This is a genomic window from Shimia aestuarii (assembly GCF_022814865.1).
GTDB lineage: Bacteria > Pseudomonadota > Alphaproteobacteria > Rhodobacterales > Rhodobacteraceae > Shimia > Shimia aestuarii_A.
In genome coordinates, this window is sequence record NZ_JAKVRD010000001.1 from 32,462 (window position 1) to 57,551 (window position 25,090).

A 25,090-nucleotide genomic window follows, 5' to 3' on the forward strand; every position below is an offset into this window, starting at 1 on the left:
CTGCAAGGGCTACTCGCCAAAGGCAAGCCCCTCGCGACGCGGGTCCGCCCCGCCGCGCAATCCGCCTTCAAGGGAAATCGCGTGCAACCCAGAGTTCAGCGCCCTCTCGCGGGTCTCAAACCCCATCTCGGCAAGCGCCGACACCATCGCCTCCGGCACTCGCCCCTCTTCAAGGTCATAGGTGCCAAACCGGTTGACCATATGCGGCAACGAGACCGCCTGCTGCACATCCATTTGCCAATCAATATAGGCAATGATCGTGGTCAGAACGTAGGGAATGATCCGGCTGCCACCCGGCGATCCCACGGCCAGCACCGGGTCGCCCTTCCACAAGACGATGGTCGGCGACATGGATGAGCGCGGCCGCTTGCCCGGTGCGACCGCATTGGCCACGGGCACGCCCTCCCGATGCGACCGGAACGAAAAGTCCGTCAGCTCGTTGTTAAGCAGGTAGCCATTCGCCATGACCCGACTGCCAAAGCCGTTCTCGATTGTGGTCGTCATCGACAACACGTTGCCATAAGCATCCACGATAGAGATATGCGAGGTCGATGGCGCCGCGCGTTCCTCGTCATCGGCCCAGTTGAGCGCGTGATCGAACGCTGGCTGGCCCGGCTCTGCGCGCTCAAGCGCCCGCTGGGGTCGCAGCAATTCCGCCCGATCCGTCAGGTATCTCTGCGCGAGCATCCCCTCAACAGGCACCGGAACATAATCGCTATCGGCCACGTATCGCCCCCGGTCCGCAAAGGCGAGCCGCGTCGCATCCCCGATCAACCGCCAAGTCTGTGGGTTTTCCGGGCCAAGCCCCGTCATGTCATAAGGCGACAAAATGCCAAGCGCCTGCCCAACGGCCAACGCTCCCGAGGACGGTGGCCCCATGCCGCAGACATCGAACCCGCGATAGGGCGCACAGACCGCCGTCCGCTCCTTCACCTCGTAAAGCGCAAGGTCCACAGGCGTGAGCTTGCCCGGCTTGGCCGCGCCCTGCACCGCCTCGACAATGCCTGTCGCAAAGCGGCCCGTGTAAAACGGCGCGCTCCCCTCTTGCGCCAAAGCGCGCAGGCTTTCGCCATAAGCGGGATTGCGCAGCACATCCCCCGCCGCAACCGGCGCACCACCTGGTAGGAAATAGGCCGCCGTCTCTGGATGCACCGCCAGTCGCTCCGCATCCCGCGCCACCGACTCGGCCATGCGCGGCGAAACGGTAAATCCCTCCTCCGCGAGCCGGACCGCATCATCGAATAGCCCGGCCCAGTCCTGTCGCCCCCAGCGCGCCTGCGCCGCTTCCATGAGCTTTGGCGTCCCCGGCACGCCGACGGACAACCCACCGACCACAGCCTCAAAGAACCCAAGCGGTTCGCCCGTCGCATCCTGCAAAAGCTGCGGCGTCGCTGCCAAGGGCGCGGTTTCGCGCCCGTCCAATGTCGTGACCGTGCCGCTTGCGGCATCATACCAGACAAGGAACGCGCCTCCGCCAAGGCCCGAGCTTTGCGGCTCGACAAGGCCAAGCACGGCCTGCACCGCGACCATCGCATCCGCCGCCGTGCCACCTGTGCGCAGGATTTTCGCTCCGGCAGCCACGGCCTCTGGATGCGCCGCAACCACCATCCAGTCCTCGGCCTCAACCGGGCGACCGGCGTCTTTTTCCGCTTGCGACGCCACAAGGCCCGGCAGAACCGCCGCCCCAACCACCGTGCGCCCCTCCGGCGCGACCGTATCGGCCTGTTCCTGTGCAAACACCGGCCAAGCGACCAGAGCCATTGCCGCCACGGCGGCCCGCAAACTGCGATATGTCATGAAATCCCTCCGTTTCGCGCATCCCGACTGTATCATGGGCGCGCGAAACCGCAGGTCAATTTTTGTGCGCGCTGGCTCAGAGCATCGCCGGCACGACAAGGTCCGGCGGACGGTGCCCGTCGTCGAAGGTCTTGATATTGATAAGAACCTTCTCGCCCATCTCGAGCCGTCCTTCGATCGTCGCCGATCCCATATGCGGCAGCAGCACCACATTCTCAAGCGCGACAAGGTCGGGGTTGATATCGGTGCCCCGCTCATACACATCAAGCGCCGCCCCTGCGATGTCGCCCGCCTTGAGCGACCGCACCAGCGCGTTCTCGTCGATCACCTCACCGCGCGAGGTGTTCACAAGATAGGCCTCCGGCTTCATGAGCCGCAGCCGACGGGAATTCATAAGGTGGAACGTCCCCGGCGTATGCGGGCAATGCACGGTCAGCACATCCATCCGCGCCACCATCTGATCAAGGCTCTCCCAATAGGTCGCCTCGAACTGTTCCTCGATCTCCGGGCGCAAGCGGCGACGGTTATGATAGTGGACTTGCATCCCAAAGGCCTGCGCCCGTTTGGCGACGGCCTGCCCGATCCGGCCCATCCCGAGAATCCCAAGGCGCTTGCCGCTGATCCGCCGACCAAGAAGCGCGTTCGGCGCCCAGCCCGTCCACTCGCCCTTGGCCAGAAGGCGCATCCCTTCGGGGATCCGACGCGTCGCACCAATGATCATCGCCATGGTCATATCCGCCGTATCATCGGCCACGACGCCCGGCGTATTCGACACAAGAATACCACGGCTGCGCGCGGTTTCGACGTCGATATGGTCAACGCCTGCACCATAGTTCGCAATCAGCTTGAGCCGATCCCCGGCCTGCGCCAAGAGCGATTGGTCAATCGTGTCGGACAAGGTCGAGACAAGCACATCCGCCTCGCGCACCGCATCCACAAGCTCTCCCCGGCTCATCGGGGCATCGTCGTCGCGCAACTTCACATTGAACAGTTCGGACAACCGGGTCTCGACCGCTTCTGGCAAGCGTCGCGTCACGACAACACTCAGACGTTCCTTGGGCATACGGGACCTCCCAATCCTTTTCAAAACAGCGCTTTGGTGACACAGTGCAACACACATCGGCGGGCTACAAGAACCCGCTGACCGATAGAGCAGAAAAAAACGAAAAACAAATGTCGGGGCAAACAGGATGATCTTGCGGATAAGCTTGGCACTTGGGCTGTGTCTTGGCCTTCTTGCGGGCATGGTCGCCGCCGAAGGCGCGCGTGGGCCGGTCACCAACCTGCCATTGCCGCGCTACGTCTCTCTCAAGGCAAGCAAGGCCAACGTGCGGCGCGGCCCTTCGCTCACGCACCGGATCGACTGGGTCTTTACCCGCCGCTCCATGCCCCTCGAAGTCACCGCGGAATACGGTCATTGGCGCCGGGTGCGTGATGTCGAGGGTGCGGGCGGCTGGGTGCACTATTCGCTTTTGTCCGGCGCACGCACCGTGATCGTCGAAGAGGACATGCTGCCGCTCACGGTTCAGCCAACCTCGGAAGCACAGGAAAAGGCCTATCTCGAAATCGGCGTCATCGCGCGCCTTGGCGAATGCAATCCCGATTGGTGCCGCCTGAGTTCCGGTGGTTACGAAGGTTGGGCGCCCAAAGCAGCGCTTTGGGGAGTCAAACCGGGCGAACTGCGCGAGTAGCGCCCTACCCCGCCTTTGCCGCTGCCTCGCGCAAGGCACGGATGTTCGCGCCGTAGACCTCGGGCGTGTCCACCGTGCCGCCCCTGAACACCGCCGAGCCCGCGACAAAGCAATCCGCGCCCGCCTCGACCAAAGCGCCAATCGTCGTTGGATCGACCCCGCCATCGACCTGAATATGGATCTCCCGATCGCCGATCATCTCGCGGATCTGACGCACTTTCTCGACGCTCGAGGGGATGAATTTCTGCCCGCCAAAGCCGGGGTTCACGCTCATCACAAGCACCATGTCACACAGGTCGAGAAGATACTCGACCGCCGAAGCTGGCGTGCCGGGATTAAGGCTGATCCCCGCCTTCGCCCCCGTCGCCTTGATCGCCTGAAGCGTGCGGTGCGGATGCGGCCCGGCCTCAAAATGTGCCACGATCATATCGGCGCCCGCATCGGCATAGGCCTGAATATACGGGTCCACCGGCGCGATCATCAGATGCACATCCATAAAGGTCTTCACATGCGGGCGAAACGCCTTCACAGCCGGCGGGCCAAAGGTCAGGTTGGGCACGAAATGGCCGTCCATCACGTCCACATGCACCCAATCCGCCCCTTGATCTTCAATCGCCCGAATCTCCGCCCCGAAATTGGCGAAATCAGCAGAAAGGATCGACGGTGCGATCTTGATGTTGCGGTTGAAGGTCATGGCGACGGTCCTTTGAAGTTTCACCGCGCCCTCTCTGGCCCGGTCGATTCGACGATGCCGCGAAGATGATCCGCCCGGCCCAAAAGTGCAAACCCCGGCGGCCAAGATTTCTCTGCGCCGCAGCATCCGCGCTGCCTATTTTTTGGGCAGATCAACTTTGTCGCGCCCGCAGAAACGCCAATTCCCTTGGATCAGCCCAATTCTTCGGCACACTTGTCTCCATTCTGACATGCTGCACTGCCAAAATGCAGCCAATGGCTGGAGGCCCCCATCAACGCGTTTGCGCAAATATCGTCGCTCGACGCCAACACCGCCCCCCCGCGGGCGCGCGGTTCGGTCCACCTCGCCGCCAAGGCGCGCGACGGCCAGAGCCATATTGCCGATCTGCGCCTGTCCGGGTCGAGCCGGGCGCTCTTTCCGCGCAATCGCGACGCCGCGCTTGAGGCCGTCCTTCTCAATACATCCGGGGGCATCACCGGTGGCGATCATTTCGACATCAACGCCACGGCCCTCCCCCACAGCCACCTGACTTTGACCACACAGGCCGCCGAACGCGCCTATCGCGCCCTCTCTGAGACCCCCGGCATTCTCGACACCACCCTCACGGTCAGCGACCACGCCGCGCTCGACTGGGTGCCGCAGGAAACGATCCTCTTCGAAGGCTCCTCTCTGCGTCGCCGCCTTCGTGTCGACATGGCGACCACCGCGCGCTTGCTCCTCGTCGAACCGATGATCTTCGGACGCACCGCGATGGGCGAAACATTGCATGACGCGCGCCTGAATGATCGGATCGAAATCCGCCGCGCGGGTCGTCTCCTCTTTGCCGACGCCATCGCCCTTGAGGGCGACATGCAAGCGCAACTCGACCGTTCTGCCATTGCCGGCGGCGCACGTGCCATGGCCTCGCTCATCCTCGTCGCCCCGGAAGCCGAAGCCGCGCGCGACACGTTGCGCGCCCTCCTGCCGCACGGTTGCGGCGTGAGCCTGATCGGCCCCGACCTCTTGTTCGCACGCCTCCTCGCCGAGGATGGTCATATGCTCCGCAAGGCCCTGATCCCCGCGCTCGAAACCCTGCGCGCCCGTCCCCTCCCAAGAACATGGATGCTCTGACATGCAACTCACCCCGCGAGAAAAGGACAAACTCCTGATCGCCATGGCCGCCGAAGTGGCCCGCAAGCGCCTCGCCCGCGGCGTCAAGCTCAACCACCCCGAGGCCATTGCCCTCATCACCGACGCCGTCGTCGAAGGCGCGCGCGATGGTCGCTCTGTGGCTGACATGATGCAGGCAGGCGCCGAGATCATCACCCGCGAAGACTGCATGGAAGGCGTGCCCGATATGATCCACGAAGTGCAGGTCGAAGCGACCTTTCCCGACGGCACCAAGCTCGTCACCGTCCACAACCCGATCCGCTAAGACCCTGAAGGAATTAGACTAATGAAACGTCTCGCTCTTGCCCTCCTGCCCGCGCTCGTCGTCGCAAGCCCCGCCCTCGCCCATCTCAATCCGGGCGAACACGGCTCTTTCGCCGCCGGGTTCAGCCATCCGATCTTTGGCACAGACCACGTGCTTGCCATGCTTGGCGTTGGCCTCTGGGCCGCGCTGCTCGGCAAGGGCGCGACGCTGCGCCTGCCGCTGGCTTTTGTCGGCGCGATGATCGCAGGCTTTCTCCTCGCACTGCTAGGCATGCCGCTGCCCTTCGTGGAACCGGCGATCCTTGCCTCGGTGCTGATCCTTGGCGTGTTGGTCGCCCTCGCCGTGCACATGCCCGCATCCGGGGCGGCGCTGACAGTGGCCGCCTTCGGCCTTTTCCACGGCCACGCCCACGGCGCAGAGATCGGCTCGGCCTCGCCATGGGGCTATCTCGCTGGGTTCGCCATCGCGTCCATGGCACTGCACCTCGCCGGGATCGGCATCGGCCTTGCCCTATCACGCCTGCAGGCCCTTTCGCTCACCCGCGGCTTTGGCGGCCTGATCGCGCTCATGGGCGCGTGGCTCGTCGTGAACTGAGGAGATCCGCACATGATTCCCGGAGAATTGCTACCTGCCGACGGCACCCTGACCCTCAATGGGGACCGCACCGCTCTGACGCTCATGGTCGCGAATACGGGCGACCGCCCCGTCCAAGTCGGCAGCCATTTCCATTTCGCGGAAACCAATCCCGCACTGGACTTCGACCGCGACGCCGCCCACGGCATGCGCCTCGACATCGCCGCCGGAACCGCCGTCCGGTTTGAACCCGGCCAACGCCGCGAAGTGGCGCTGATCCCGATCACCGGGGCGCGCACGATCTACGGGTTCAACCAAAAAGTCATGGGGCCGCTCGGGTCCTGATATCTCATGGAGGAATGACCAATGCAGACGATCCTGACGACACAGTATACCGGCGCCCTGACGGGCATGCTTGCCTTTGGCCGCGTCGTGGAACAGCAGATGCGCATCCAATCCGCCATCGGCAAGGCCGTGCTCGAAGCGCACCCGTTCTTCACCGCCAAAGCCGCCCCGATGCTTGGCGATGCGGGCCTCGTGGCCAAACCAGCCGCCAAGGTGAAACCGACCGCCAAGGCCAAGCCAGCTGCGAAACCGAAACCTGCCGCGAAGGCAGAAACCCCGGCCAAGCCAGCCCCAGCGCCCAAGGCCGAAGCAAAACCGGCTCCTGCACCAAAGGCAGAGGCAAAACCCGCCCCAGCCTCCAAACCCGCACCGAAGCCCGCACCCAAGGCCAAACCGGCCAAGAAAGCAAAGTCCAAACCGGCCCCGACCAGGGCGGCCAAGGCCCCCGAGGCCAAAGCCGAAGCCCCCGCCGCACGCAAACGCCCGCGCGCGCCCTCAAAACCGCCCGCGATGCCCGAAACGGCCGCGCCCAAGACAGCGCCCAAGACCGCTCCAAAGAAAGACGGCTGACGCAGATCGCGCCCGCCACGCCCTGACCTCCCGGCGCCCTCTGGCGCCGGACCTGCCAAAGAGACGCCCCATGCCTGCAACGATCTCCCGCTCCGACTATGCCGCCATGTTCGGCCCCACCACCGGCGACCGCCTGCGCCTCGCCGATACAGAGCTCGTGATCGAGGTCGAACGCGATCTGACCGCGGAACGCGCCGGGGCTGCGGCCACGGGCGGCAGCGGCGACAACGCGCTCCTCTATGGCGAAGAGGTCAAATTCGGCGGTGGCAAGGTGATCCGCGACGGCATGGGCCAATCGCAGGTGACACGCGCCGACGGGGCCGTCGATACGGTCATCACCAATGCGCTCATCGTCGACCATACCGGCATCTACAAGGCCGACGTGGGCCTGCGCGACGGGCGCATCGCCAAGATCGGCAAAGCGGGCAACCCCGATACGCAACCAGGTGTCGACATCATCGTTGGCCCCGGCACCGAGGCCATCGCCGGCGAGGGCAAGATCCTGACCGCCGGCGGCTTCGATAGCCATATCCACTTCATCTGCCCACAACAGATCGAAGACGCGCTGCATTCTGGCCTGACGACGATGCTCGGCGGCGGCACCGGCCCGGCCCATGGCACGCTCGCAACAACCTGCACACCGGGCTCTTGGCATCTTGGCCGGATGCTGCAGTCCGCTGACGCCTTCCCGATGAACCTCGCCTTCGCGGGCAAAGGCAACGCCTCGCTGCCCGCCGCACTCGAGGAACAGATCCTCGGCGGCGCCTGCGCCCTGAAGCTGCACGAGGATTGGGGCACCACGCCTGCCGCCATCGATTGTTGCCTGTCGGTCGCCGATGCCTGGGACGTGCAGGTAATGATCCACACCGATACGCTCAATGAGTCCGGCTTTGTCGAAAACACCGTTGCCGCCATGAAGGGCCGCACGATCCACGCCTTCCATACCGAGGGTGCGGGCGGTGGCCACGCCCCCGACATCATCAAGATCTGCGGCGAGGAACACGTCCTGCCCTCCTCGACCAACCCGACCCGCCCGTTTACCGTGAACACGGTCGACGAACATCTCGATATGCTCATGGTCTGCCACCACCTCGACAAGTCCATCCCCGAGGATGTCGCCTTTGCCGAGAGCCGCATCCGCCGCGAAACCATCGCCGCCGAGGATATCCTGCACGACATGGGTGCGTTCTCGATCATCGCCTCAGATAGTCAGGCCATGGGACGGGTGGGCGAAGTGTTGATCCGCACCTGGCAGACCGCCGACAAGATGAAGAAACAACGCGGTCGCCTAGCCGAAGAAACCGGCGACAATGACAATTTCCGCGTCCGCCGCTACATCGCGAAATATACGATCAACCCCGCCATCGCGCATGGCATCGGCCACGAGATCGGCTCTATCGAGGAAGGCAAACGCGCCGACCTCGTGCTCTGGAACCCAGCCTTCTTTGGCGTGAAGCCCGAGATGGTCCTGATCGGCGGATCCATCGTCGCGGCACAGATGGGCGATCCCAACGCCTCGATCCCGACACCCCAGCCCGTCTACTCCCGCCCCATGTTCGGCGCCTATGGCCGCTCGGTCGAGAATTCAGCCGTAACCTTCGTCTCCGAGGCCGCCCACGCCGACCGGATCGGTGATGCCCTTGGCCTCGCCAAGACGACAATCCCGGTCAAGAACACCCGCAATATCGGCAAGTCCGCGCTCAAGCTCAACGACGCCACACCCGAGATCGAGGTGCACCCCGAAACCTATGAAGTGCGTGCAGATGGCGAGTTGCTCACCTGCCAACCCGCCGAAGTCTTGCCCATGGCGCAGCGCTACTTCCTGTTCTGAAACTGCCCGAAATTCATGCTGCAATGCAGCACACGCAAGGTGGCCATGAGAGATCAACACTAGTAAAGTCAACAATGATGACCCATTATCAAAGCCAAGGGAGGACCAACTTGAGACATATCGAGGGTCCAAATGGCACATACAGCACTTCACATCGGCGACAGCAGTGCGCTTCTTCACAAAATCGCTGCTCCGTTCAACGCGATCGGCAAAGCGATGATCCGCCTCGCGGAATCGAACTCGCGCATGCAGGAAGTCAACTATCTCAACGGCTTGACCGACGCCGAGCTCAACAAGCGCGGCATCAAGCGCAGCGAGATTGCGCATCACGTCTTCAAGGACGTCTACTACGTGTGATCCGCACGGGAGGTGCCGCATGAGCACCTCCCTGCTGACCGCCCGCGCCTATCATGGCCATAGCCATGGCACAGTGACCGGAAAGGTCGCGCTGACCTACGAAGACCGTTTCCTGCGCCGCAAGGTGCTTCAGACAACAGATGGCCGGTCGCTTCTCGTCGACCTGCCGAAGACAACCTCGCTCGATCATGGCGGGGTGCTCGTTCTCGAAGAAGGTGGCGAAATCGAAGTCATCGCCGCGCCCGAGCCGCTTCTCTCCATCACTTCGGACACCCTGACCCGCATCGCCTGGCATGTCGGCAATCGCCATACCCCTTGCCAGATCGAACCGGGCCGTCTCTTGATACAACCCGATCACGTCATCCGCGAGATGCTGCGCCATCTCGGGGCCGAGGTCACGGACGTGACCGAGCCCTTCACGCCCGAGGGCGGCGCCTATGGTCACGGACGCACCCATGCGCATGAACACGGCCATACCCATCACCACGGCCAAGATCACGATCACGCCCGCTCCCATGAGCACTGATCCGATCCTGACCCTGACGCAATGGCTGTCGCCCGCCTACCCGGTGGGCGCCTTCAGCTATAGTCACGGACTGGAAGCCACGGTGCAGGACGGCACGGTGCAGGACGCCGCTTCTTTTCGCGGCTGGCTCTCGGATGTCCTGACCCACGGCGCGGGACGCAATGATGCGATCCTCCTCGCGGCCGCATGGCACAGCCGCGACACTGAAACCCTGCAAGAGATTGACGATTGGGCCCGTGCCCTTGCGCCGTCTTCGGAACGTCTTCTCGAAACGGATCAACAAGGCGGTGCCTTTAGCCGCACCACGGCAGAGGTCTATTCCCATGACCTACCTGCCCTCGCCTACCCGGTCGCCGTTGGCCGCGCCGCCGCGCTCGAGGGGCTGCCCCTGGCCGAGACCGCACGTCTTTTCCTGCATGCTTTCGCCGCGAACCTGACCTCCGCCGCGATCCGCCTCGTGCCCTTGGGCCAGACTGAGGGTCAACAGGTGCTGCATAGCCTGACCCCACTCTGCCGCGAGATCGCCGACCGCGCCATCACCCAAACCCTCGACGATCTCGGCAGCGCCTGTTTCGCCGCCGACATCGCGTCGATGACCCACGAAACTCAATATTCGAGGCTTTTCCGCTCATGACCTCTCCCAATGGACCTCTTCGCATCGGCATCGGCGGCCCTGTTGGCGCTGGCAAGACGACCCTGACCGCCAATCTCTGCCGCGCCCTGCGCGATCGGCTTTCTATCGCCGTGGTCACCAATGATATCTACACCCGCGAAGACGCAGAGGCGCTCATGCGCGCCCAAGCCCTGCCGCTCGATCGGATCAAGGGCGTGGAAACCGGCGGCTGCCCGCATACCGCGATCCGCGAAGACGCCTCGATCAACCTCGCAGCCATCGCCGAATTGAACGCCGATTTTCCCGACCTCGACATCGTTCTCGTCGAATCCGGTGGCGACAACCTCTCGGCAACCTTCTCGCCCGAGCTGGCCGACTTGACGCTCTACGTGATCGACGTCGCCGCCGGAGAGGAAATCCCCCGCAAGGGCGGCCCGGCGATTACCAAATCCGATATCCTCATCATCAACAAAACCGACCTCGCGCCCTATGTCGGGGCCTCTCTCGAGGTGATGGACCGTGACGCCGCAAAGATGCGCGGCGACCGTCCCTATGTCTTCACCAACCTCAAGACGGGCGCCGGACTCGACGCGATCTTGCCTCTGATCGGCGCCATTGGCGGCATCCCGGAACTGCTCGAAAACAAAGAGCAATCCCAACCGCTCGACGCCTAAGACCATGCCAGTAGGGCATTTTTTGCCCGAGCCTTCCTCCGCGACCAAATACCGAAAAATACGGACTATTCAGAAAGCGCCAGCTTGGCTAGGCTACCTCTCGATACGGAAAAGAAACCAATCCGTGCAATGGGAGGAAATTATGATGAACCTTATGGGTAAGGCCGCAGTCGCGGCCCTTGCATTTGGCTTTGCAAGTGAAGCCGTGGCGACGGAATGGAATGCCTCGGTCTGGGGCAAGCGCCGCGCCTTTACCGAACACGTTGAGAAACTGGCCGAACTGGTCGCCGAAAAAACCGGTGGTGAGTTCACCATCAACATCAGCTACGGCGGCCTGTCCAAGCCAAAAGAGAACCTCGACGGTATCTCCATCGGGGCCTTTGAAATGGCTCAGTTCTGCGCCGGCTATCACCGCGACAAGAACCGTGTTGTGACCGTGCTTGAACTGCCCTTCCTTGGCGTGAATACCCTCGCCGAAGAAGTCGCCGTTTCCGGCGCCGTCTACGCCCACCCGGCCGCTGCCGAAGAAATGGCCCAGTGGAACGCCAAGCTTCTGATGACCTCGCCCATGCCGCAGTATAACCTTGTCGGCACAGGCGATCCGCGCGACACGCTGGCCAAGATGGACGGCATGCGTGTGCGCGCCACCGGCGGTATCGGCCAAGCGTTTGAGGCCGTGGGCGGTGTCCCGACCTCTGTGCCTGCCCCCGAAGCCTATCAGGCGATGGAATCCGGCGTTGTCGATACTGTCGCCTTCGCCCAACACGCGCACCTGAGCTTTGGCACCATCAATCAGGCCGACTGGTGGACCGCGAACCTCAACCCCGGCACCGTGAACTGCCCTGTGGTCGTCAACACCGACGCCTATGAGGCCCTCTCGGACGCCGAGCGCGAAGCCCTCGATAGCTCGATCCCCGAAGCCCTCGACCACTACCTCGCCAACTACGGCAAACTGCTCGAGAAATGGGATACGGTCCTGGCCGAGAAGGGCGTCGAAAAAGTGACGCTCTCCGAAGAGGAGCTTTCCAAGTTCCGCGCCACGGCCGCCGATCCGATCCGCGAAAAGTGGATTGCCGATATGACGGCACAGGGCCTTCCGGGCCAGGAGCTCTATGATCTGGTCATGAGCACCCTCGAAGAAACCCGCGCAGGCAACTGATCTGCGCGCTGCGCGCCCTCCTTCCCCGTGAAGGAGGGCGCTTTTTTGTCCCTACCTGACATGATTGGGGGTATGCATGGCAGGCGCCTCACCCGTCCTCGAAGATGGCTCGATCCTAAGCCGCATCGACCGGTCCCTACTGACACTTGAACGCTTCTTTGCTCTGATCGCTGGAATCGCGGTCTTCTCGCTGATGCTCTTCGCAGTGCGCTCCGTCGGTGGGCGCATCTTCTTCGAAGCGCCGCTTTCGGGCTATGTCGACTGGATCGAGCAACTCATGCCCTTTGTCGCCATTCTCGCCGTCTCCTACGCCCAGCGCGACGGCACCCATATCCGCATGGATCTCCTCGTCGAAAACCTGCGCGGGCGTGCGCTCTGGTTCTTCGAACTGGTGACCGTGACCGCGATTTTCTTGCTGATCCTGCTCCTGATCTGGGGAAGCTGGTCGCATTTCGACCGCTCCTTCGATTTCTCGCGCCCTTTGTGGAGCCGCGATAGCTCGACCGACATCGCCCTGCCGCTCTGGCCTGCGAAACTCGTGGTACCATTGGCGTTTTCCGTGCTCGGCCTGCGCCTGTTGATCCAGATTTACGGCTATGGCCGCGCCCTCATCCTCGGGTTGGAAAAGCCCGTCGCCGTGCCCATGGTGCTCGACGCCGCAGCACAGGCCGCCGCCGAGGCCGAAAGCCTCGAAGAGCAGGAGAATTAAGACATGGACTCGATCGAAATCGGTCTCTGGGTCACCGCTGGCCTGCTCGTCATGGTCGTCATCGGCATGCGCGTCGCCTTTGCCGCTGCGCTTGCAGGTATGGTCGGCCTGATCCTCATCTTCTGGTCCAAGAAGAACTTCGCCATGGACCAATTCGACTGGGCCCTCACCGTCGCCGCAAAACAGGCCGGCACCGTGCCCCATTCCAAGGTCGCCTCGCATACGCTGAGCCTGATCCCGACCTTCATCCTGATCGGCTACCTCGCCTATTACGCAGGCCTCACCAAGGCCCTGTTCGAGGCCGCCAAACGCTGGCTTGCATGGCTTCCGGGCGGCCTCGCCGTCTCGACCGTCTTCGCCACCGCGGGCTTTGCCGCCGTCTCTGGCGCCTCCGTCGCGACCGCTGCGGTCTTTGCCCGTATCGCCATCCCCGAGATGCTGAAGATCGGCTATAACAAGCAATTCGCCGCCGGGGTCGTCGCTGCGGGCGGCACGCTCGCCTCGCTGATCCCGCCTTCGGCCATCCTCGTGATCTATGCCATCATCGTCGAACAGGACGTCGGCAAGCTCCTGCTCGCGGGCTTCGTCCCCGGCGCCTTTTCCGCCGTGGTCTACGGCACGTTAATCGTCGGCATCGCCCTGATCTTCAAGAATGTCGGCCCTCCGGTCACGGGCTTTACATGGCGCGAACGCTTCGCCGCCCTGCCGCCCGCCCTGCCGATCCTCGCCGTGGTGATCATCATCATCTTCTTCGTCTACAACCCCTTCGGCGAAAAGGCCTGGGGCACGCCCACTGAGGGCGGCGCGATCGGCGCCTTCATCGTCTTCTGCATGGCGCTCTGGCGTGGTATGCGCTGGCCACAACTCAAGATGGCCCTGCTGGAAACCGCCAAGCTCACCGTGATGATCTTCACGATCATCTGGGGCGTGCTGATCTATGTGCGGTTCCTCGGGTTTGCAGACCTGCCAGGCGCGTTTTCCGACTGGATCACCTCGCTGCACTATTCGCCGATGACGATCCTGATCTGCATCCTCTTGGGCTATGCCGTGCTCGGCATGTTCATGGACGCGATCGGCATGCTGCTGTTGACCCTGCCCGTCGTCTATCCGGCGGTGATGGCGCTCAATGGCGGCGAATACGTGACAGCCGCCGATAGCGCCTTCGGCATGAACGGCACCATGTGCGCGATCTGGTTCGGTATCCTCGTGGTCAAAATGGCCGAGTTCTGCCTCATCACGCCCCCCATCGGCCTCAACTGCTTCGTGGTCGCAGGCGTGCGCGATGACCTTTCGGTACAGGACGTCTTCAAAGGCGTGACCCCTTTCTTCGTCGCCGACGCCCTCACCATCGCAGGCCTCATCGCCTTCCCACAAATCGTGCTCTGGCTGCCATCCTTGGCGTCTTGAACAAGCAACCCCGTCACCCTGACAAGAGCCGCGGCCTCTCGTGCTGCGGCTCTTTTCGTCAAAAGGCACCCTCGCGCCCCACTCTCGCCAAATTCCCCTGCTTCATTTGCCGGGTATCAAGAATGTTAGAGAGTAGTCATGAGTGAACCAGTGGCCGTGCTCGTCGATGGTGACAATCTGAATGCGAAATACGCGGGCGCGATCCTCGCCATCGCCCGCAAGCATGGAACCCCGACCGTCATCCGCACCTATCTCGACGCCCAGCGCAACGACGCCTGGCACGAGGCCCCCGCGTTCCGCGTGATCCACGCTGGCACCGGTAAGAACGCGGCAGACCTCTTGCTCGCGCTCGACGCGATGGAGATCCTCCTCACCCAGCACATCATGAACTTCGTCATCGCGTCATCCGATGGCGACTTCGCTCACCTCGCCCAACGCCTGCGCGAACATCAGGCCAAGGTGATCACGGCCGGAGAGGCCAAGGCCCCCGCCCCCTTCCGGGCAAGCGGACATCACTTCGTCGAACTTGGCCCGCGCCCAACGGTCCAACTTGTCGAACCTGGCACCAAGTCCCACACTGATCTCGACCTTAGAATCCGCTCGATGATCGCCGCCCATAGCACCGGCGGCAAGGGAATGCGCATGACCGACCTCGCTCGCGAAATGCACCGCAAGCACGGTATCAAGATCAGCTCCTCCCCAGAAAAGACATGGCGTGCCTATCTTCTAGCACGCCCCGCCCTCTTCGAACTCGATCCGCGCGGCCCCGAGGCCATGGCCCGTTTCCGCCCCGAAGGATTCGCCGCCGTCGCCTGACATCCTGCTGCCCCCCTTCTTCTCTGCCAAATACTCCCGCCGGAGGCGTCGGACGTGTCAGCCGGGCAGGCCCTTTTCGATTTCCACGACTGGACTCTCGACGGACCGAGCCTCTAACGTCCGCGCATGAAGCCCAAGATCCTGACGACACTGACCACCTATTCATGGTCTCTCCTGCTGCGCGACACGCTCGCGGGGATCACTGTCGCTATGGTCGCCCTCCCCCTGTCCCTCGCCATCGCCATTGCCTCCGGTGCAGGCCCGGAAAAAGGGCTCATCACAGCCATCGTCGCCGGCTTCCTGATTTCCCTCCTCGGCGGGAGCCGGGTGCAGATCGGCGGCCCCACAGGGGCGTTCATCGTCGTCGTCTTCGGCGTCATCATGGAACACGGCTATGACGGCCTTGTCCTTGCCACGCTCATGGCCGGGCTGATCCTGCTCGTCGCCGCCTATTTCCGCGCCGGGAACCTGATCCGCCTGATCCCCGAGCCGGTCATCAACGGTTTTACCATCGGCATCGCCGTCATCATCGCCACCAGCCAGATCAAAGACCTCGGGGGCTTGCAACTCGCCCATGTCCCCGCCGAATTCCTTGAGAAAACAACCGCGCTCTGGGCCGCTCGCGACACGCTCTCCCCCGCAGCAACTGCGATAGGGCTGGCCAGCATGGTCTTGATCGTTGTTTTTCGTCGCCTCGCCCCGCGCCTTCCCGGCCTTATCGTCGCCGTCGCATTGACCTCTGCCATCGTCGCCGTCGCGGGCCTTCCCGTGGAGACGATCCACTCCCGCTTCGGCGCCCTGCCCAATAGCCTACCAGTCCCACAAGTGCCCGACCTCTCCTTTGCCCGCATCGTGGAACTCCTGCCCTCGGCGCTCATCATCGCGTTCCTCGCCGGGGTGGAATCGCTGCTCTCGGCCATGGTCGCCGACCGCATGATCGCGGGCCAGCACCGCCCCAACGCCGAGCTTCTGGCACAAGGCGCGGCCAATATCGGCTCGTCGCTCTTTGGCGGCCTGCCCGCCACCGGCGCCATCGCCCGCACCGCGACCAATATCCGCGCGGGCGGCAAGACGCCGGTCTCTGGCCTGATCCATGCCGTGACAATCCTCCTTGTGATGCGGCTCGCCGCGCCATTGGTCGGCTACCTCGCCATGCCCGCCCTCGCTGGCCTTCTCCTGCTGACCGCCTGGAACATGAGCGAGCCGCATAAATGGCGTGGCTACCTCTCGGAACCACGCGCGCATCAACTCCTCCTGCTTCTGACCCTCGTCCTGACCGTTCTCGCCGACCTCACCGTCGCCATCGGCGTTGGCGTGGCCCTCGGCCTTGCCTTGCGCATGCAGACCCGCCATGTCCCCGCCTCCGACTGGTCCGACCCGGAACGCTAACCCCATACGCCCCCCGCCCTTCTTCTCTGTCCAAATACTCCCGCCGGAGGCGTCCGACGCTTCAACCGCCGCCGTCCTTGGTGTATGAGCGCCTCAACGAAGCATCTGGACCCGCACCATGATCGAGATCGAAACCGTCCGCCTCGCCTATGGCGACCGCACCGTGCTGCACGATATCTCGCTGTCCCTGACCGAGCGCCGCATCGGCATCATCGGCGCCAACGGCTCGGGAAAATCCTCCTTCGCGCGGCTCCTGAATGGCCTCGTCCTGCCGAGTTCCGGCAGCGTCCGTATCGACGGTCTCGACACGCGCGCCAAGGGCAAAGAGGTGCGCCGCAAGGTCGGCTTCGTGTTTCAAAACCCTGACAACCAGATCGTTTTTCCAACCGTCGCCGAAGACCTCGCCTTCGGAATGAAGAACCTGCGGCTGCCCAAGGACGAGATCGCCCGCAAGACCGACGCCATCCTCGCGCGCTACGACCTGAGCGACCTGCGCGACCACCCCGCCCATCTCCTCTCTGGCGGCCAGAAACAGCTTCTGGCGATCTCCGGCGTCCTCGTCATGGACCCGGCCTATCTCGTGCTGGACGAACCCACGACGCTGCTTGACCTGCGCAACACCCGCCGCATCGCCGCGGCGCTCGAGGCACTTGCACAAACGGTGATCCTCGCCACCCATGATCTCGACCTGCTCGAAGGCTTTGACCGCGTGCTTGTCTTTGACGAGGGGCGCATCGTCGCCGACGACACCCCCGCCGCCGCTCTGCCGTTCTATGTGGAGCGCATGGCCTGATGCTCGACCTCTACCGCCCCGGCACATCCCCCCTACACAGTCTCTCTCCGGGGCCGAAGATCCTCGTGATGATGGCGGCAGGGACGGCGCTATTCTTGGTCGAGAGCCTGCCTCTCGTCCTAGGCGCATTGCTACTGACCCTCGCGCTCTATCGCCTCGCCGGGCTGACGCTGGGCGACGCGCTGGTGCAACTGCGCCCGCTGGCGCCCATCTTCGTCATCTTCCTCGCTCTGCAATACTGGCTCTCCGGCCCGGTGCTCGCGGCCTTCGTCGTGCTGCGCCTCGCGGCCCTGATCCTCTTGGCAAGTCTGGTGACCCTGACCACCCGCGCCTCCGACATGATCGACACGATCACCCGCGCGCTTGCGCTCTTGCGCCCGCTCGGCGTCAACCCGGCCAAGGTCGGGCTCGCGATCTCTCTTGCCCTGCGTTTCATCCCCGTGCTCGGCCAAATTACGACCGACGTGCGCGAGGCACAAAAGACCCGTGGACTCGAACGCTCGGTGATCGCCACGGCCCTGCCGGTCGCCATCCGCACCCTGAAAATGGCCGACGATATCGCCGACGCGATCGAAGCGCGCGGCTACGATCCCCGCGCCTGATCTCCAACGCAGGCTTGCGATCTTGTCGCCCGTCACGTATCCCTGCCTGAAAAATACGCACAGGACACACCCATGGACACTCGCAGCATCGTCTACATCGCCCTCTTCGCGGCTCTGACCGCCGCCCTCGGCCTTGTTCCGCCCATTAGTTTCGCAGGCCTCGCCCTGCCTCCGATCACCGCCCAAAGCCTCGGCGTCATGCTCGCAGGCGCGATCGCCGGTGCGCGCCGCGGTGGCCTCGCGATGCTTCTCTTTGTGGCCCTCGTCGCCATTGGCCTGCCGCTTCTCTCCGGCGGGCGCGGCGGCTTTGGCATCTTCGCCGGGGCGTCCGGCGGCTTCGTTGTGGCTTGGCCGATCTGTGCCGCCGTCATCGGCTGGCTCGTTGGACGCGCCGAGACATCCCCGCTGCGCCTCGCCGTGGCCATTGCCATCGGCGGCATTCTCGTCATGTATGCCATCGGTATCCCGTGGATGGCCGTGGTCGCGAAGCTGCCGCTGTCCAAGGCGGTGATGATCATGCTGGCCTACGTACCCGGCGACCTCGTGAAGGTGGCGATCGCCGTAATCGTGACGCGCGGCATCCGCCGCGCCTATCCCGCGCTCTGAGGTCGGCGTGCCTCTCGGCACCGCCCTTGAAACCCACGCCCGCCAGCGCCCCGAGGCGCTGGCGGCCTGCATTGGCGACACGGCGCTCTCCTATGCCGCCCTGCGTGATCAAACCGCCCGGCTTGATGCAGCCCTGCGTGCCCTGCCCGCCCGCGAACACCCCGGCCTGACACTCTCAGCCCCGGCCCGTCTTTTTGCGCTGACCACAGGCAACCACGCCGCCGCGCTTCCCCTCTTGGCGACAGCCTTCTCGACACCCCACGCAGTGCAGCTCCTCGATCCCCAATGGCCCGAGGCGCTCTTGATTGCGGCGCTCGAAGCGCAGCGCCCTGACGCGCTCTTCTGCCTTACCGATCAAACCGCTCTGCGCGCCGCCGCTGCGCGCCTCTCGATCCCCGCCTATCCCGTCGAGACCGCCCTCCCGGACCTTCTCGCGACCGCTCCCGCCGCGCCCCTGCCGCGCGCGCCGGACGAAACCTTCCTCGTCGGCTACACCTCCGGCACAACCTCGCGTCCCAAGGCCTTCGCCCGCTCCCGCCATTCCTGGCGCGCCTCCCTCGATGCAAGCCGCACCGCCTTTGGCCTCACCGACCAAAGCCACACGCTCGCCCCCGGCCCTCTCGCCCACGGGGTGACGCTCTATGCGCTGGCCGAAACCCTCGACAATGGCGCAACCTTCCACGCTTTGCCCCGCTTCGACGCTCCCGCCGCAAGCGCCCTTCTCAAGGCCGAAGCACCCCGCCTCGTCGCCGTGCCTGCGCTCCTTCAGGCGCTCACCCGCCACGCCCCCTTGCCATTCGTGACCAACATCACCACCGCCGGGGCCAAGCTCGACCCTGCCCTCCTTGCAGCCGCACGCGCAACCTTCCCCACCGCCACGCTCTATGAATATTACGGTGCCTCCGAGCTTGGCTTCCTGAGCCTCTCGCGCCACGACGCCCACGGCTCCTCCGCGCCGCCCGACACCGTGGGCCATCCCTTTCCCCATGTGGCCCTGTCGATCCGAACCGAAGGCCGCGCCCTGCCGCAGGGCGCAACCGGCGCCATCTTTGCCCGTGGCGACCTCGCCATCGACGGTTACCTCACACCCAATACCCGCTCAGGCTTTCGCCGCGAGGGGGACTGGGCGACCGTGGGCGACCTTGGCCGGATCAACCCCGATGGCTCGCTCTCCCTCATGGGGCGCGAAGGCGGCATGATCGTCACCGCCGGCCTCAACGTCTATCCACAAGAGGTCGAAACCGCGCTCGCCGCCTGCCCCGGTGTGACCGGCGCCGTGGTCCTCGGTCTGCCCCATCCGACCCGTGGCCAAGACCTCGTCGCGCTCCTCACCGGCGACACCACCCTTGCGGCCTTACGCGCCCATCTCGCCCCGCGCCTGCCGCGCTATAAAATCCCGCGCCGTGTGGCTATGCTGGAAGACTACCCCCTGACCAGCAGCGGCAAACCCGACCGCCGCACCCTGATGGACTGGATCGAGAAAGAGGATGCGCGCCTTGTCCCCCTTACCGCCTGAGCGCTGCCCCGTCATCGTCGCTGCCCGGCGAAGCCCCATCGGCCGCGCCGGGGGCATGTTCCGCGACCTCGACATCGAAGACCTCGCCGCCGCGCCCCTCACCGCCGCGCTGGCCGACACACCCTTCGCACCCGCCGAGATCGACGACGTGATCCTCGGCAATGCCGCTGGCCCCGGCGGCAATGTCGCGCGCCTTTCGGCCCTGACCGCCTGGGACGATGTCTCCGTGCCCGGCCTCACCGTAGACCGTCAATGCGGCGCAGGGCTTGAGGCCGTGATCCTCGCCTGCCGCCTTGTGCAATCCGGCGCTGGCGACCTCTACCTCGCAGGTGGCGTCGAAAGCCAAAGCCGCAAACCCTTGCGCGCCCTGCCCGCCCACGATGGCGGCGCGCCGCTGCCCTACGACCGCGCGCGTTTCTCCCCCGAGTCCATTGGCGACCCCGAAATGGGCGCCGCCGCCGATACCGTCGCCGCCCGTTTCTCCGTCTCGCGCGACCGGCAAGACGCCTTCGCCCTGCGCTCCCACGCCCGCGCACTGGCAGCACAAGCCGAGGGCGCCTTCGACGCCGAGATCGCCCCCCTCGCGGGCCAGGCCCTCGACGAATGCCCCCGCTCCGGCCTCACACCCGACCGCCTCGCCCGCCTGCGCCCGGCCTTTACCCCGGACGGCACGGTCACCGTCGCCAATGCCTGCCCCCTCAACGATGGCGCAGCGGCTCTCGTCGTGACCTCCCGCGCCCGTGCCCGCGCCGCCGGGCTGCCCTATGCGCTGGGTTTCGAGGACGCCGCCGCCGCCGGGGTAGATCCGAACCTCCTCGGCATCGGCCCTGTCGCTTCGACGCAAAAACTCCTCTCCCGCCGCCCCGACCTGTCGCTCGACCGGCTGACCCATCTGGAATTCAACGAAGCCTTTGCCGCGCAGGCGCTGGCGTGCCTCGACGCACTCCACCTCCCCGAGACGTTTCCCAACCCGCACGGCGGCGCCATCGCCCTCGGCCATCCCTTCGGCGCCTCCGGAGCAATCCTCGTGGCCCGCCTCTTCGCGCAACTGCGCCCCGTCTCGCAAACTGCCCCCGAGGGCGCGCTCGCCATGGCCATGATCGGCATCGGCGGTGGCCAAGGGCTGACCGCTGCCTTCCGCCCTCTCACCCCCTGATCCTCTTCCTCTTGCCGAAAATATCCCGGGGTGAATTGCCTGCCTTGGCAGGCAAGAGGGGCTGGCCCCTCCCGTTTTCTTTCCAAGAAAACGCCCCCCCCCAAATGCAAAACGGGGCCGCTCAAGGCGACCCCGCTCCAATAAGACCAAGAAACGGCCTTACACGTCGTCTTCGTCGATCTGGCGCACCGCCCCGAGCGAGGCGTTCGACACATGCGCCGCATAGACCTTGAGCGCCTTGGACACGGCCCGCGGCCGCCCCTCCGCCTTCCAGAACTTGCGATCCGCCTGCGGGTGGTTCGCACGGCGACGTTCAAGCTCCTCGTCGCTGACATCAAGATGGATCGTGCGGTTCGGCACCGAGATCTTGATCTTGTCGCCATCTTCCACAAGCCCGATGACCCCCTTCTCCGCCGCTTCCGGCGAGGCGTGACCGATCGAAAGCCCCGCGGTGCCGCCCGAGAACCGGCCATCGGTGAGCAAGGCACAGGTCGTGTCGAGCTTCTTCGACTTGAGGTAGGCGGTCGGATAGAGCATCTCCTGCATCCCCGGCCCGCCCTTCGGCCCCTCGTAGCGGATCACCACGACGGAATAGGGCTGAACCTCGTTCTGGAGGATGCCATGCATCGCGTCTTCCATGGATTCAAAGACCTTTGCGGTGCCTTCGAATTCATACATTTCCTTGATGACGCCCGCCGTCTTCAGGATACAGCCCTGCTCGGCGATATTGCCGAAAAGCACGCACAAACCGCCCTCCTCGGAATAGGCATTGCCGAAATCACGCACGCAGCCGTCCTCGATATCAAGGTCAAGCTCGGTATACATGCGCGACTGGCTGAAGGCTTCCGTGGTGCGCACACCGCCCGGCGCGGCGATGAACAGGTCGCGCGCCTCGTTGCCCGCGGTTTCGCGGCGGATATCCCACTTGTCGATGAACTCGCCCATGGTCTTTTCATGCACCGTGGCGCAATCGCGGTGGATTTTGCCCTCGCGATCCAACTCGCCCATGATCCGTGCGATCCCGCCCGCGCGGTGCACGTCTTCCATGTGATAGAGCGGCGTCGACGGCGCCACCTTGCACAGATGCGGGATCTGACGGCTCATCCGGTCCATATCGGCCATGGTGAAATCGACCTCGCCCTCATGCGCGATGGCAAGGAGGTGCAGCACCGTGTTGGTTGACCCGCCCATCGCAATGTCGAGCGCCATGGCGTTCTCGAAGGCGTCAAAGGTCGCAATCCCGCGCGGCAGGGCGGTTTCGTCGCCGTCTTTGTACCAGCGGTCGCAAAGCTCCACGATCTTGCGCCCGGCTTCCTCGAAAAGCCCCCGGCGCTTGGAATGTGTCGCCAGAAGCGAGCCGTTCCCCGGCAGCGCGAGGCCAAGCGCCTCGGCAAGACAGTTCATCGAGTTCGCCGTGAACATGCCCGAGCACGAACCACAGGTCGGACAGGCCGAACGTTCGAGCTTGTTGACCTCGTCCTCGCTGCGATCCTCATCGGTCGCACCGACAATGGCGGTCACGAGGTCGGCCTTATGCTCGCCATCCTTGAGAAGCACCTTGCCCGCTTCCATCGGCCCGCCCGAAACGAAGATCGCCGGGATGTTGAGCCGCATCGCCGCCATGAGCATCCCCGGCGTGATCTTGTCACAGTTCGAGATACACACGAGCGCATCGGCGCAATGGGCATTGGCCATATATTCGACGCTGTCGGCAATGACTTCGCGCGACGGCAGCGAATAAAGCATCCCGTCATGGCCCATGGCGATCCCATCATCGACGGCGATCGTGTTCATTTCCTTGGCGACACCGCCCGCTTTCTCGATCTCTTCCGCGACCAGAGACCCCATGTTCTTGAGGTGCACGTGGCCGGGCACGAACTCGGTGAACGAGTTGACGACACAGACAATCGGCTTGCCGAAATCTTCGGTCTGCATGCCTGTCGCGCGCCAAAGCGCACGGGCTGCGGCCATACGGCGGCCAAAGGTGGATGTCTTGGAACGAAGATCAGGCATCGGGCTCTCCTCGGATATCGCGCATCCCCTCGCGGGGCTGAAAAGAGGACGTGCCACCGAGAACAACAATTTGCAAGGGAGTTTGGCAACATTGTTACCCTCTCGCACCGCTTTCGCGCCAATATTGTCCGCCCCCCACGGCGCGGAATCATCCGGCTGCTCGCAACGCGCCCGGCGCAAGACGCGCAGAAATCAGGCAGGCTGCGCACCGCACCGCGCCTCAAACCGCCTATTCCGAAGGCAATCCCCCCTCAAGACTGCCCGCAAAAAGGGCAACCACGGTCCTTCGCCCGGTTTTTCACCGCATATGTTTGCCGGATTGCCGCAACGCAGAAACTGTAAGGGCGCCCAGAGGGAACGCTCGCCAGACCCTTGGGGAGTGTGACGGCCAGACGACTTGGACCTCGAACAGGCCGCCACACGTTACGCAACACATGTTGCAGGGCTCGAGCTAGGCTTTCTTGCGCATTGCGGCAAGGGGAGCGCGGCAAAAAGCCCTGCTGGGAGACACTTATGAACTTTCTTAAGAACACGCTCGCCGGCTCGCTGGTCATGGCCGGCCTCGCCTCCTCGGCGCTCGCAGCGGACGACACGATCAAGGTCGGCGTCCTGCACTCGCTCTCGGGCACCATGGCTATCTCCGAAACGACGCTGAAAGACACCATGCTGATGCTCATCGAAGAGCAGAACGCCAAAGGCGGTGTGCTCGGCAAACAGCTCGAAGCCGTGGTCGTTGATCCGGCCTCTGACTGGCCGCTCTTCGCCGAAAAAGCGCGCGAACTGCTGACCGTCGAAGAAGTTGACGTGATGTTCGGCTGCTGGACGTCCGTCTCGCGCAAATCGGTGCTGCCGGTGATCGAGGAACTGAACGGTCTCCTCTTCTACCCGGTGCAATATGAGGGCGAAGAAAGCTCCAAGAACGTCTTCTACACCGGCGCCGCGCCCAACCAACAGGCGATCCCCGCCACCGACTATTTCCTCGAGGAACTGGGCGTCGAGAAATTCGCCCTCCTCGGCACCGACTATGTTTATCCCCGCACCACCAACAACATCCTTGAAAGCTATCTCAAGGGCAAAGGCATCGCCGAGGAAGACATCTTCGTCAACTATACCCCGTTTGGCCATTCCGACTGGTCCAAGATCGTCGCGGACGTTGTGGCGCTTGGCGCGGACGGCAAAAAGGTCGGTGTGATCTCGACAATCAACGGCGACGCCAACATCGGCTTCTATAAAGAACTCGCCGCCGCCGGCGTCTCCGCCGACGACATTCCCGTCGTCGCCTTCTCGGTCGGCGAAGAAGAACTCTCCGGCCTCGACACCACCAACCTCGTCGGCCACCTCGCCGCCTGGAACTATTTCCAGTCGGCAGAGAGCGACCTCAACGAGGAATTCATCGCCGCTTGGAAAGCCAAAATGGGCGAAGAGCGCGTGACCAACGACCCGATGGAAGCGCATGTGATCGGCTTCAACATGTATATCAAAGCGCTCGAAGCGGCTGGCACGACCGACGTCGATGCCGTGCGCGAAGCGATGTATGGCCTCGAGGTTCCGAACCTGACCGGCGGCACCGCCGTGATGCTGCCGAACCATCACCTCGCCAAGCCGGTTCTCATCGGCGAGATTCAGGAAGATGGCCAGTTCGACATCATCTCCCAGACCGCCGAAGTTCCGGGCGACGCCTGGACCGACTTCCTGCCGGAATCTGCGGTTCTGAAATCGGATTGGAAAGACCTCGGCTGCGGTATGTACAACACCGACACCAACTCCTGCGTGCAGATTCAGTCGAACTACTGATCTGATCGACCTCTCGGAAAGGGGGCTCCGGCCCCCTTTCTTTTC

At 64.0% G+C, this 25,090-nt stretch carries 26 protein-coding genes; 22 read left to right on the forward strand and 4 right to left on the reverse strand.

The genetic code is table 11. From position 1 onward, the window contains the following. Nucleotides 1–9 precede the first annotated feature (9 nt). On the reverse strand, nt 10–1,797 hold the full coding sequence (gene ggt / locus MK745_RS00160; RefSeq protein WP_243611250.1) for a gamma-glutamyltransferase: 1,788 nt from the start codon (nt 1,795–1,797) through the stop codon (nt 10–12). Nucleotides 1,798–1,873: 76 nt separating this feature from the next. After that, a complete protein-coding gene (locus tag MK745_RS00165) occupies nt 1,874–2,860 on the reverse strand; it encodes a 2-hydroxyacid dehydrogenase (RefSeq protein ID WP_243611251.1) in 987 nt (328 codons plus the stop codon). Nucleotides 2,861–2,987: 127 nt separating this feature from the next. On the opposite strand from MK745_RS00165, the gene MK745_RS00170 reads away from it, so the two are divergent. After that, nucleotides 2,988–3,488, forward strand: coding sequence for an SH3 domain-containing protein (locus tag MK745_RS00170; protein WP_411028133.1), 501 nt, complete (start codon nt 2,988–2,990; stop codon nt 3,486–3,488). Nucleotides 3,489–3,492: 4 nt separating this feature from the next. Here the strand turns inward: MK745_RS00170 and rpe are convergent, their stop codons facing one another. Then, a complete protein-coding gene (gene rpe / locus MK745_RS00175) occupies nt 3,493–4,182 on the reverse strand; it encodes a ribulose-phosphate 3-epimerase (protein ID WP_243611252.1) in 690 nt (229 codons plus the stop codon). Between the two features lie 390 nt (nt 4,183–4,572). Here rpe and MK745_RS00180 point away from each other — a divergent pair, with 390 nt between their 5' ends. The 20 genes from MK745_RS00180 (at nt 4,573) to MK745_RS00275 (ending at nt 21,238) form a co-directional block, all read left to right on the forward strand. Then, on the forward strand, nt 4,573–5,292 hold the full coding sequence (locus tag MK745_RS00180; RefSeq protein ID WP_279391698.1) for an urease accessory protein UreD: 720 nt from the start codon (nt 4,573–4,575) through the stop codon (nt 5,290–5,292). Between the two features lies 1 nt (nt 5,293). Next, nucleotides 5,294–5,596, forward strand: a complete 303-nt coding sequence (locus tag MK745_RS00185) for an urease subunit gamma (RefSeq protein ID WP_243611253.1) — start codon at nt 5,294–5,296, stop codon at nt 5,594–5,596. A 21-nt stretch (nt 5,597–5,617) separates the two neighbouring features. After that, on the forward strand, nt 5,618–6,190 hold the full coding sequence (locus tag MK745_RS00190; protein WP_243611254.1) for a HupE/UreJ family protein: 573 nt from the start codon (nt 5,618–5,620) through the stop codon (nt 6,188–6,190). A 12-nt stretch (nt 6,191–6,202) separates the two neighbouring features. Then, nucleotides 6,203–6,514, forward strand: coding sequence for an urease subunit beta (locus tag MK745_RS00195; RefSeq protein WP_243611255.1), 312 nt, complete (start codon nt 6,203–6,205; stop codon nt 6,512–6,514). A gap of 21 nt (nt 6,515–6,535) precedes the next feature. Further along, nucleotides 6,536–7,084, forward strand: coding sequence for a hypothetical protein (locus MK745_RS00200; RefSeq protein ID WP_243611256.1), 549 nt, complete (start codon nt 6,536–6,538; stop codon nt 7,082–7,084). 70 nt (nt 7,085–7,154) lie between these two features. Continuing rightward, nucleotides 7,155–8,915 carry an urease subunit alpha gene (gene ureC, locus MK745_RS00205; RefSeq protein ID WP_243611257.1) on the forward strand — a complete coding sequence of 587 codons (1,761 nt, stop codon included), beginning with the start codon at nt 7,155–7,157 and terminating at the stop codon, nt 8,913–8,915. 132 nt (nt 8,916–9,047) lie between these two features. Next, entirely contained in the window at nt 9,048–9,272 is a 225-nt protein-coding gene (locus MK745_RS00210; protein WP_243611258.1) for a hypothetical protein, read from the forward strand. A gap of 19 nt (nt 9,273–9,291) precedes the next feature. Further along, on the forward strand, nt 9,292–9,798 hold the full coding sequence (ureE, locus tag MK745_RS00215) for an urease accessory protein UreE (protein WP_243611259.1): 507 nt from the start codon (nt 9,292–9,294) through the stop codon (nt 9,796–9,798). Continuing rightward, nucleotides 9,788–10,432: an urease accessory protein UreF gene (locus MK745_RS00220; RefSeq protein WP_243611624.1), complete on the forward strand. Its 645-nt coding sequence runs from the start codon at nt 9,788–9,790 to the stop codon at nt 10,430–10,432. The genes ureE and MK745_RS00220 overlap by 11 nt, the downstream gene beginning before the upstream one ends. After that, on the forward strand, nt 10,429–11,085 hold the full coding sequence (gene ureG, locus MK745_RS00225; RefSeq protein WP_243611260.1) for an urease accessory protein UreG: 657 nt from the start codon (nt 10,429–10,431) through the stop codon (nt 11,083–11,085). Before MK745_RS00220 ends, ureG begins: the two co-directional genes overlap by 4 nt. Nucleotides 11,086–11,227: 142 nt before the next feature. Then, nucleotides 11,228–12,244, forward strand: a complete 1,017-nt coding sequence (locus MK745_RS00230; protein ID WP_243611261.1) for a C4-dicarboxylate TRAP transporter substrate-binding protein — start codon at nt 11,228–11,230, stop codon at nt 12,242–12,244. 76 nt (nt 12,245–12,320) lie between these two features. Further along, complete coding sequence (locus tag MK745_RS00235; protein ID WP_243611262.1) at nt 12,321–12,953, forward strand: TRAP transporter small permease subunit; 633 nt, start codon at nt 12,321–12,323, stop codon at nt 12,951–12,953. Between the two features lie 3 nt (nt 12,954–12,956). After that, nucleotides 12,957–14,360, forward strand: a complete 1,404-nt coding sequence (locus MK745_RS00240; RefSeq protein WP_243611263.1) for a TRAP transporter large permease — start codon at nt 12,957–12,959, stop codon at nt 14,358–14,360. 138 nt (nt 14,361–14,498) lie between these two features. Further along, nucleotides 14,499–15,176, forward strand: coding sequence for an NYN domain-containing protein (locus tag MK745_RS00245; protein ID WP_243611264.1), 678 nt, complete (start codon nt 14,499–14,501; stop codon nt 15,174–15,176). A gap of 126 nt (nt 15,177–15,302) precedes the next feature. Continuing rightward, entirely contained in the window at nt 15,303–16,565 is a 1,263-nt protein-coding gene (locus tag MK745_RS00250) for a SulP family inorganic anion transporter (protein ID WP_243611265.1), read from the forward strand. Nucleotides 16,566–16,683: 118 nt separating this feature from the next. Then, nucleotides 16,684–17,358 carry an energy-coupling factor ABC transporter ATP-binding protein gene (locus tag MK745_RS00255; RefSeq protein WP_243611266.1) on the forward strand — a complete coding sequence of 225 codons (675 nt, stop codon included), beginning with the start codon at nt 16,684–16,686 and terminating at the stop codon, nt 17,356–17,358. Beyond that, nucleotides 17,358–17,960 carry an energy-coupling factor transporter transmembrane component T family protein gene (locus MK745_RS00260; protein WP_243611267.1) on the forward strand — a complete coding sequence of 201 codons (603 nt, stop codon included), beginning with the start codon at nt 17,358–17,360 and terminating at the stop codon, nt 17,958–17,960. The genes MK745_RS00255 and MK745_RS00260 overlap by 1 nt, the downstream gene beginning before the upstream one ends. Before the next feature lie 72 nt (nt 17,961–18,032). Beyond that, entirely contained in the window at nt 18,033–18,566 is a 534-nt protein-coding gene (locus MK745_RS00265) for a biotin transporter BioY (RefSeq protein ID WP_243611268.1), read from the forward strand. Between the two features lie 7 nt (nt 18,567–18,573). Further along, nucleotides 18,574–20,082, forward strand: coding sequence for an AMP-binding protein (locus tag MK745_RS00270; RefSeq protein ID WP_243611269.1), 1,509 nt, complete (start codon nt 18,574–18,576; stop codon nt 20,080–20,082). Beyond that, on the forward strand, nt 20,063–21,238 hold the full coding sequence (locus MK745_RS00275; RefSeq protein WP_243611270.1) for a thiolase family protein: 1,176 nt from the start codon (nt 20,063–20,065) through the stop codon (nt 21,236–21,238). The genes MK745_RS00270 and MK745_RS00275 overlap by 20 nt, the downstream gene beginning before the upstream one ends. A gap of 159 nt (nt 21,239–21,397) precedes the next feature. On the opposite strand, the gene ilvD is transcribed toward MK745_RS00275, so the two are convergent. Continuing rightward, on the reverse strand, nt 21,398–23,251 hold the full coding sequence (ilvD, locus tag MK745_RS00280) for a dihydroxy-acid dehydratase (protein WP_243611271.1): 1,854 nt from the start codon (nt 23,249–23,251) through the stop codon (nt 21,398–21,400). Between the two features lie 513 nt (nt 23,252–23,764). Here ilvD and urtA point away from each other — a divergent pair. After that, entirely contained in the window at nt 23,765–25,045 is a 1,281-nt protein-coding gene (gene urtA, locus MK745_RS00285) for an urea ABC transporter substrate-binding protein (RefSeq protein ID WP_243611272.1), read from the forward strand. Nucleotides 25,046–25,090 lie beyond the last annotated feature (45 nt).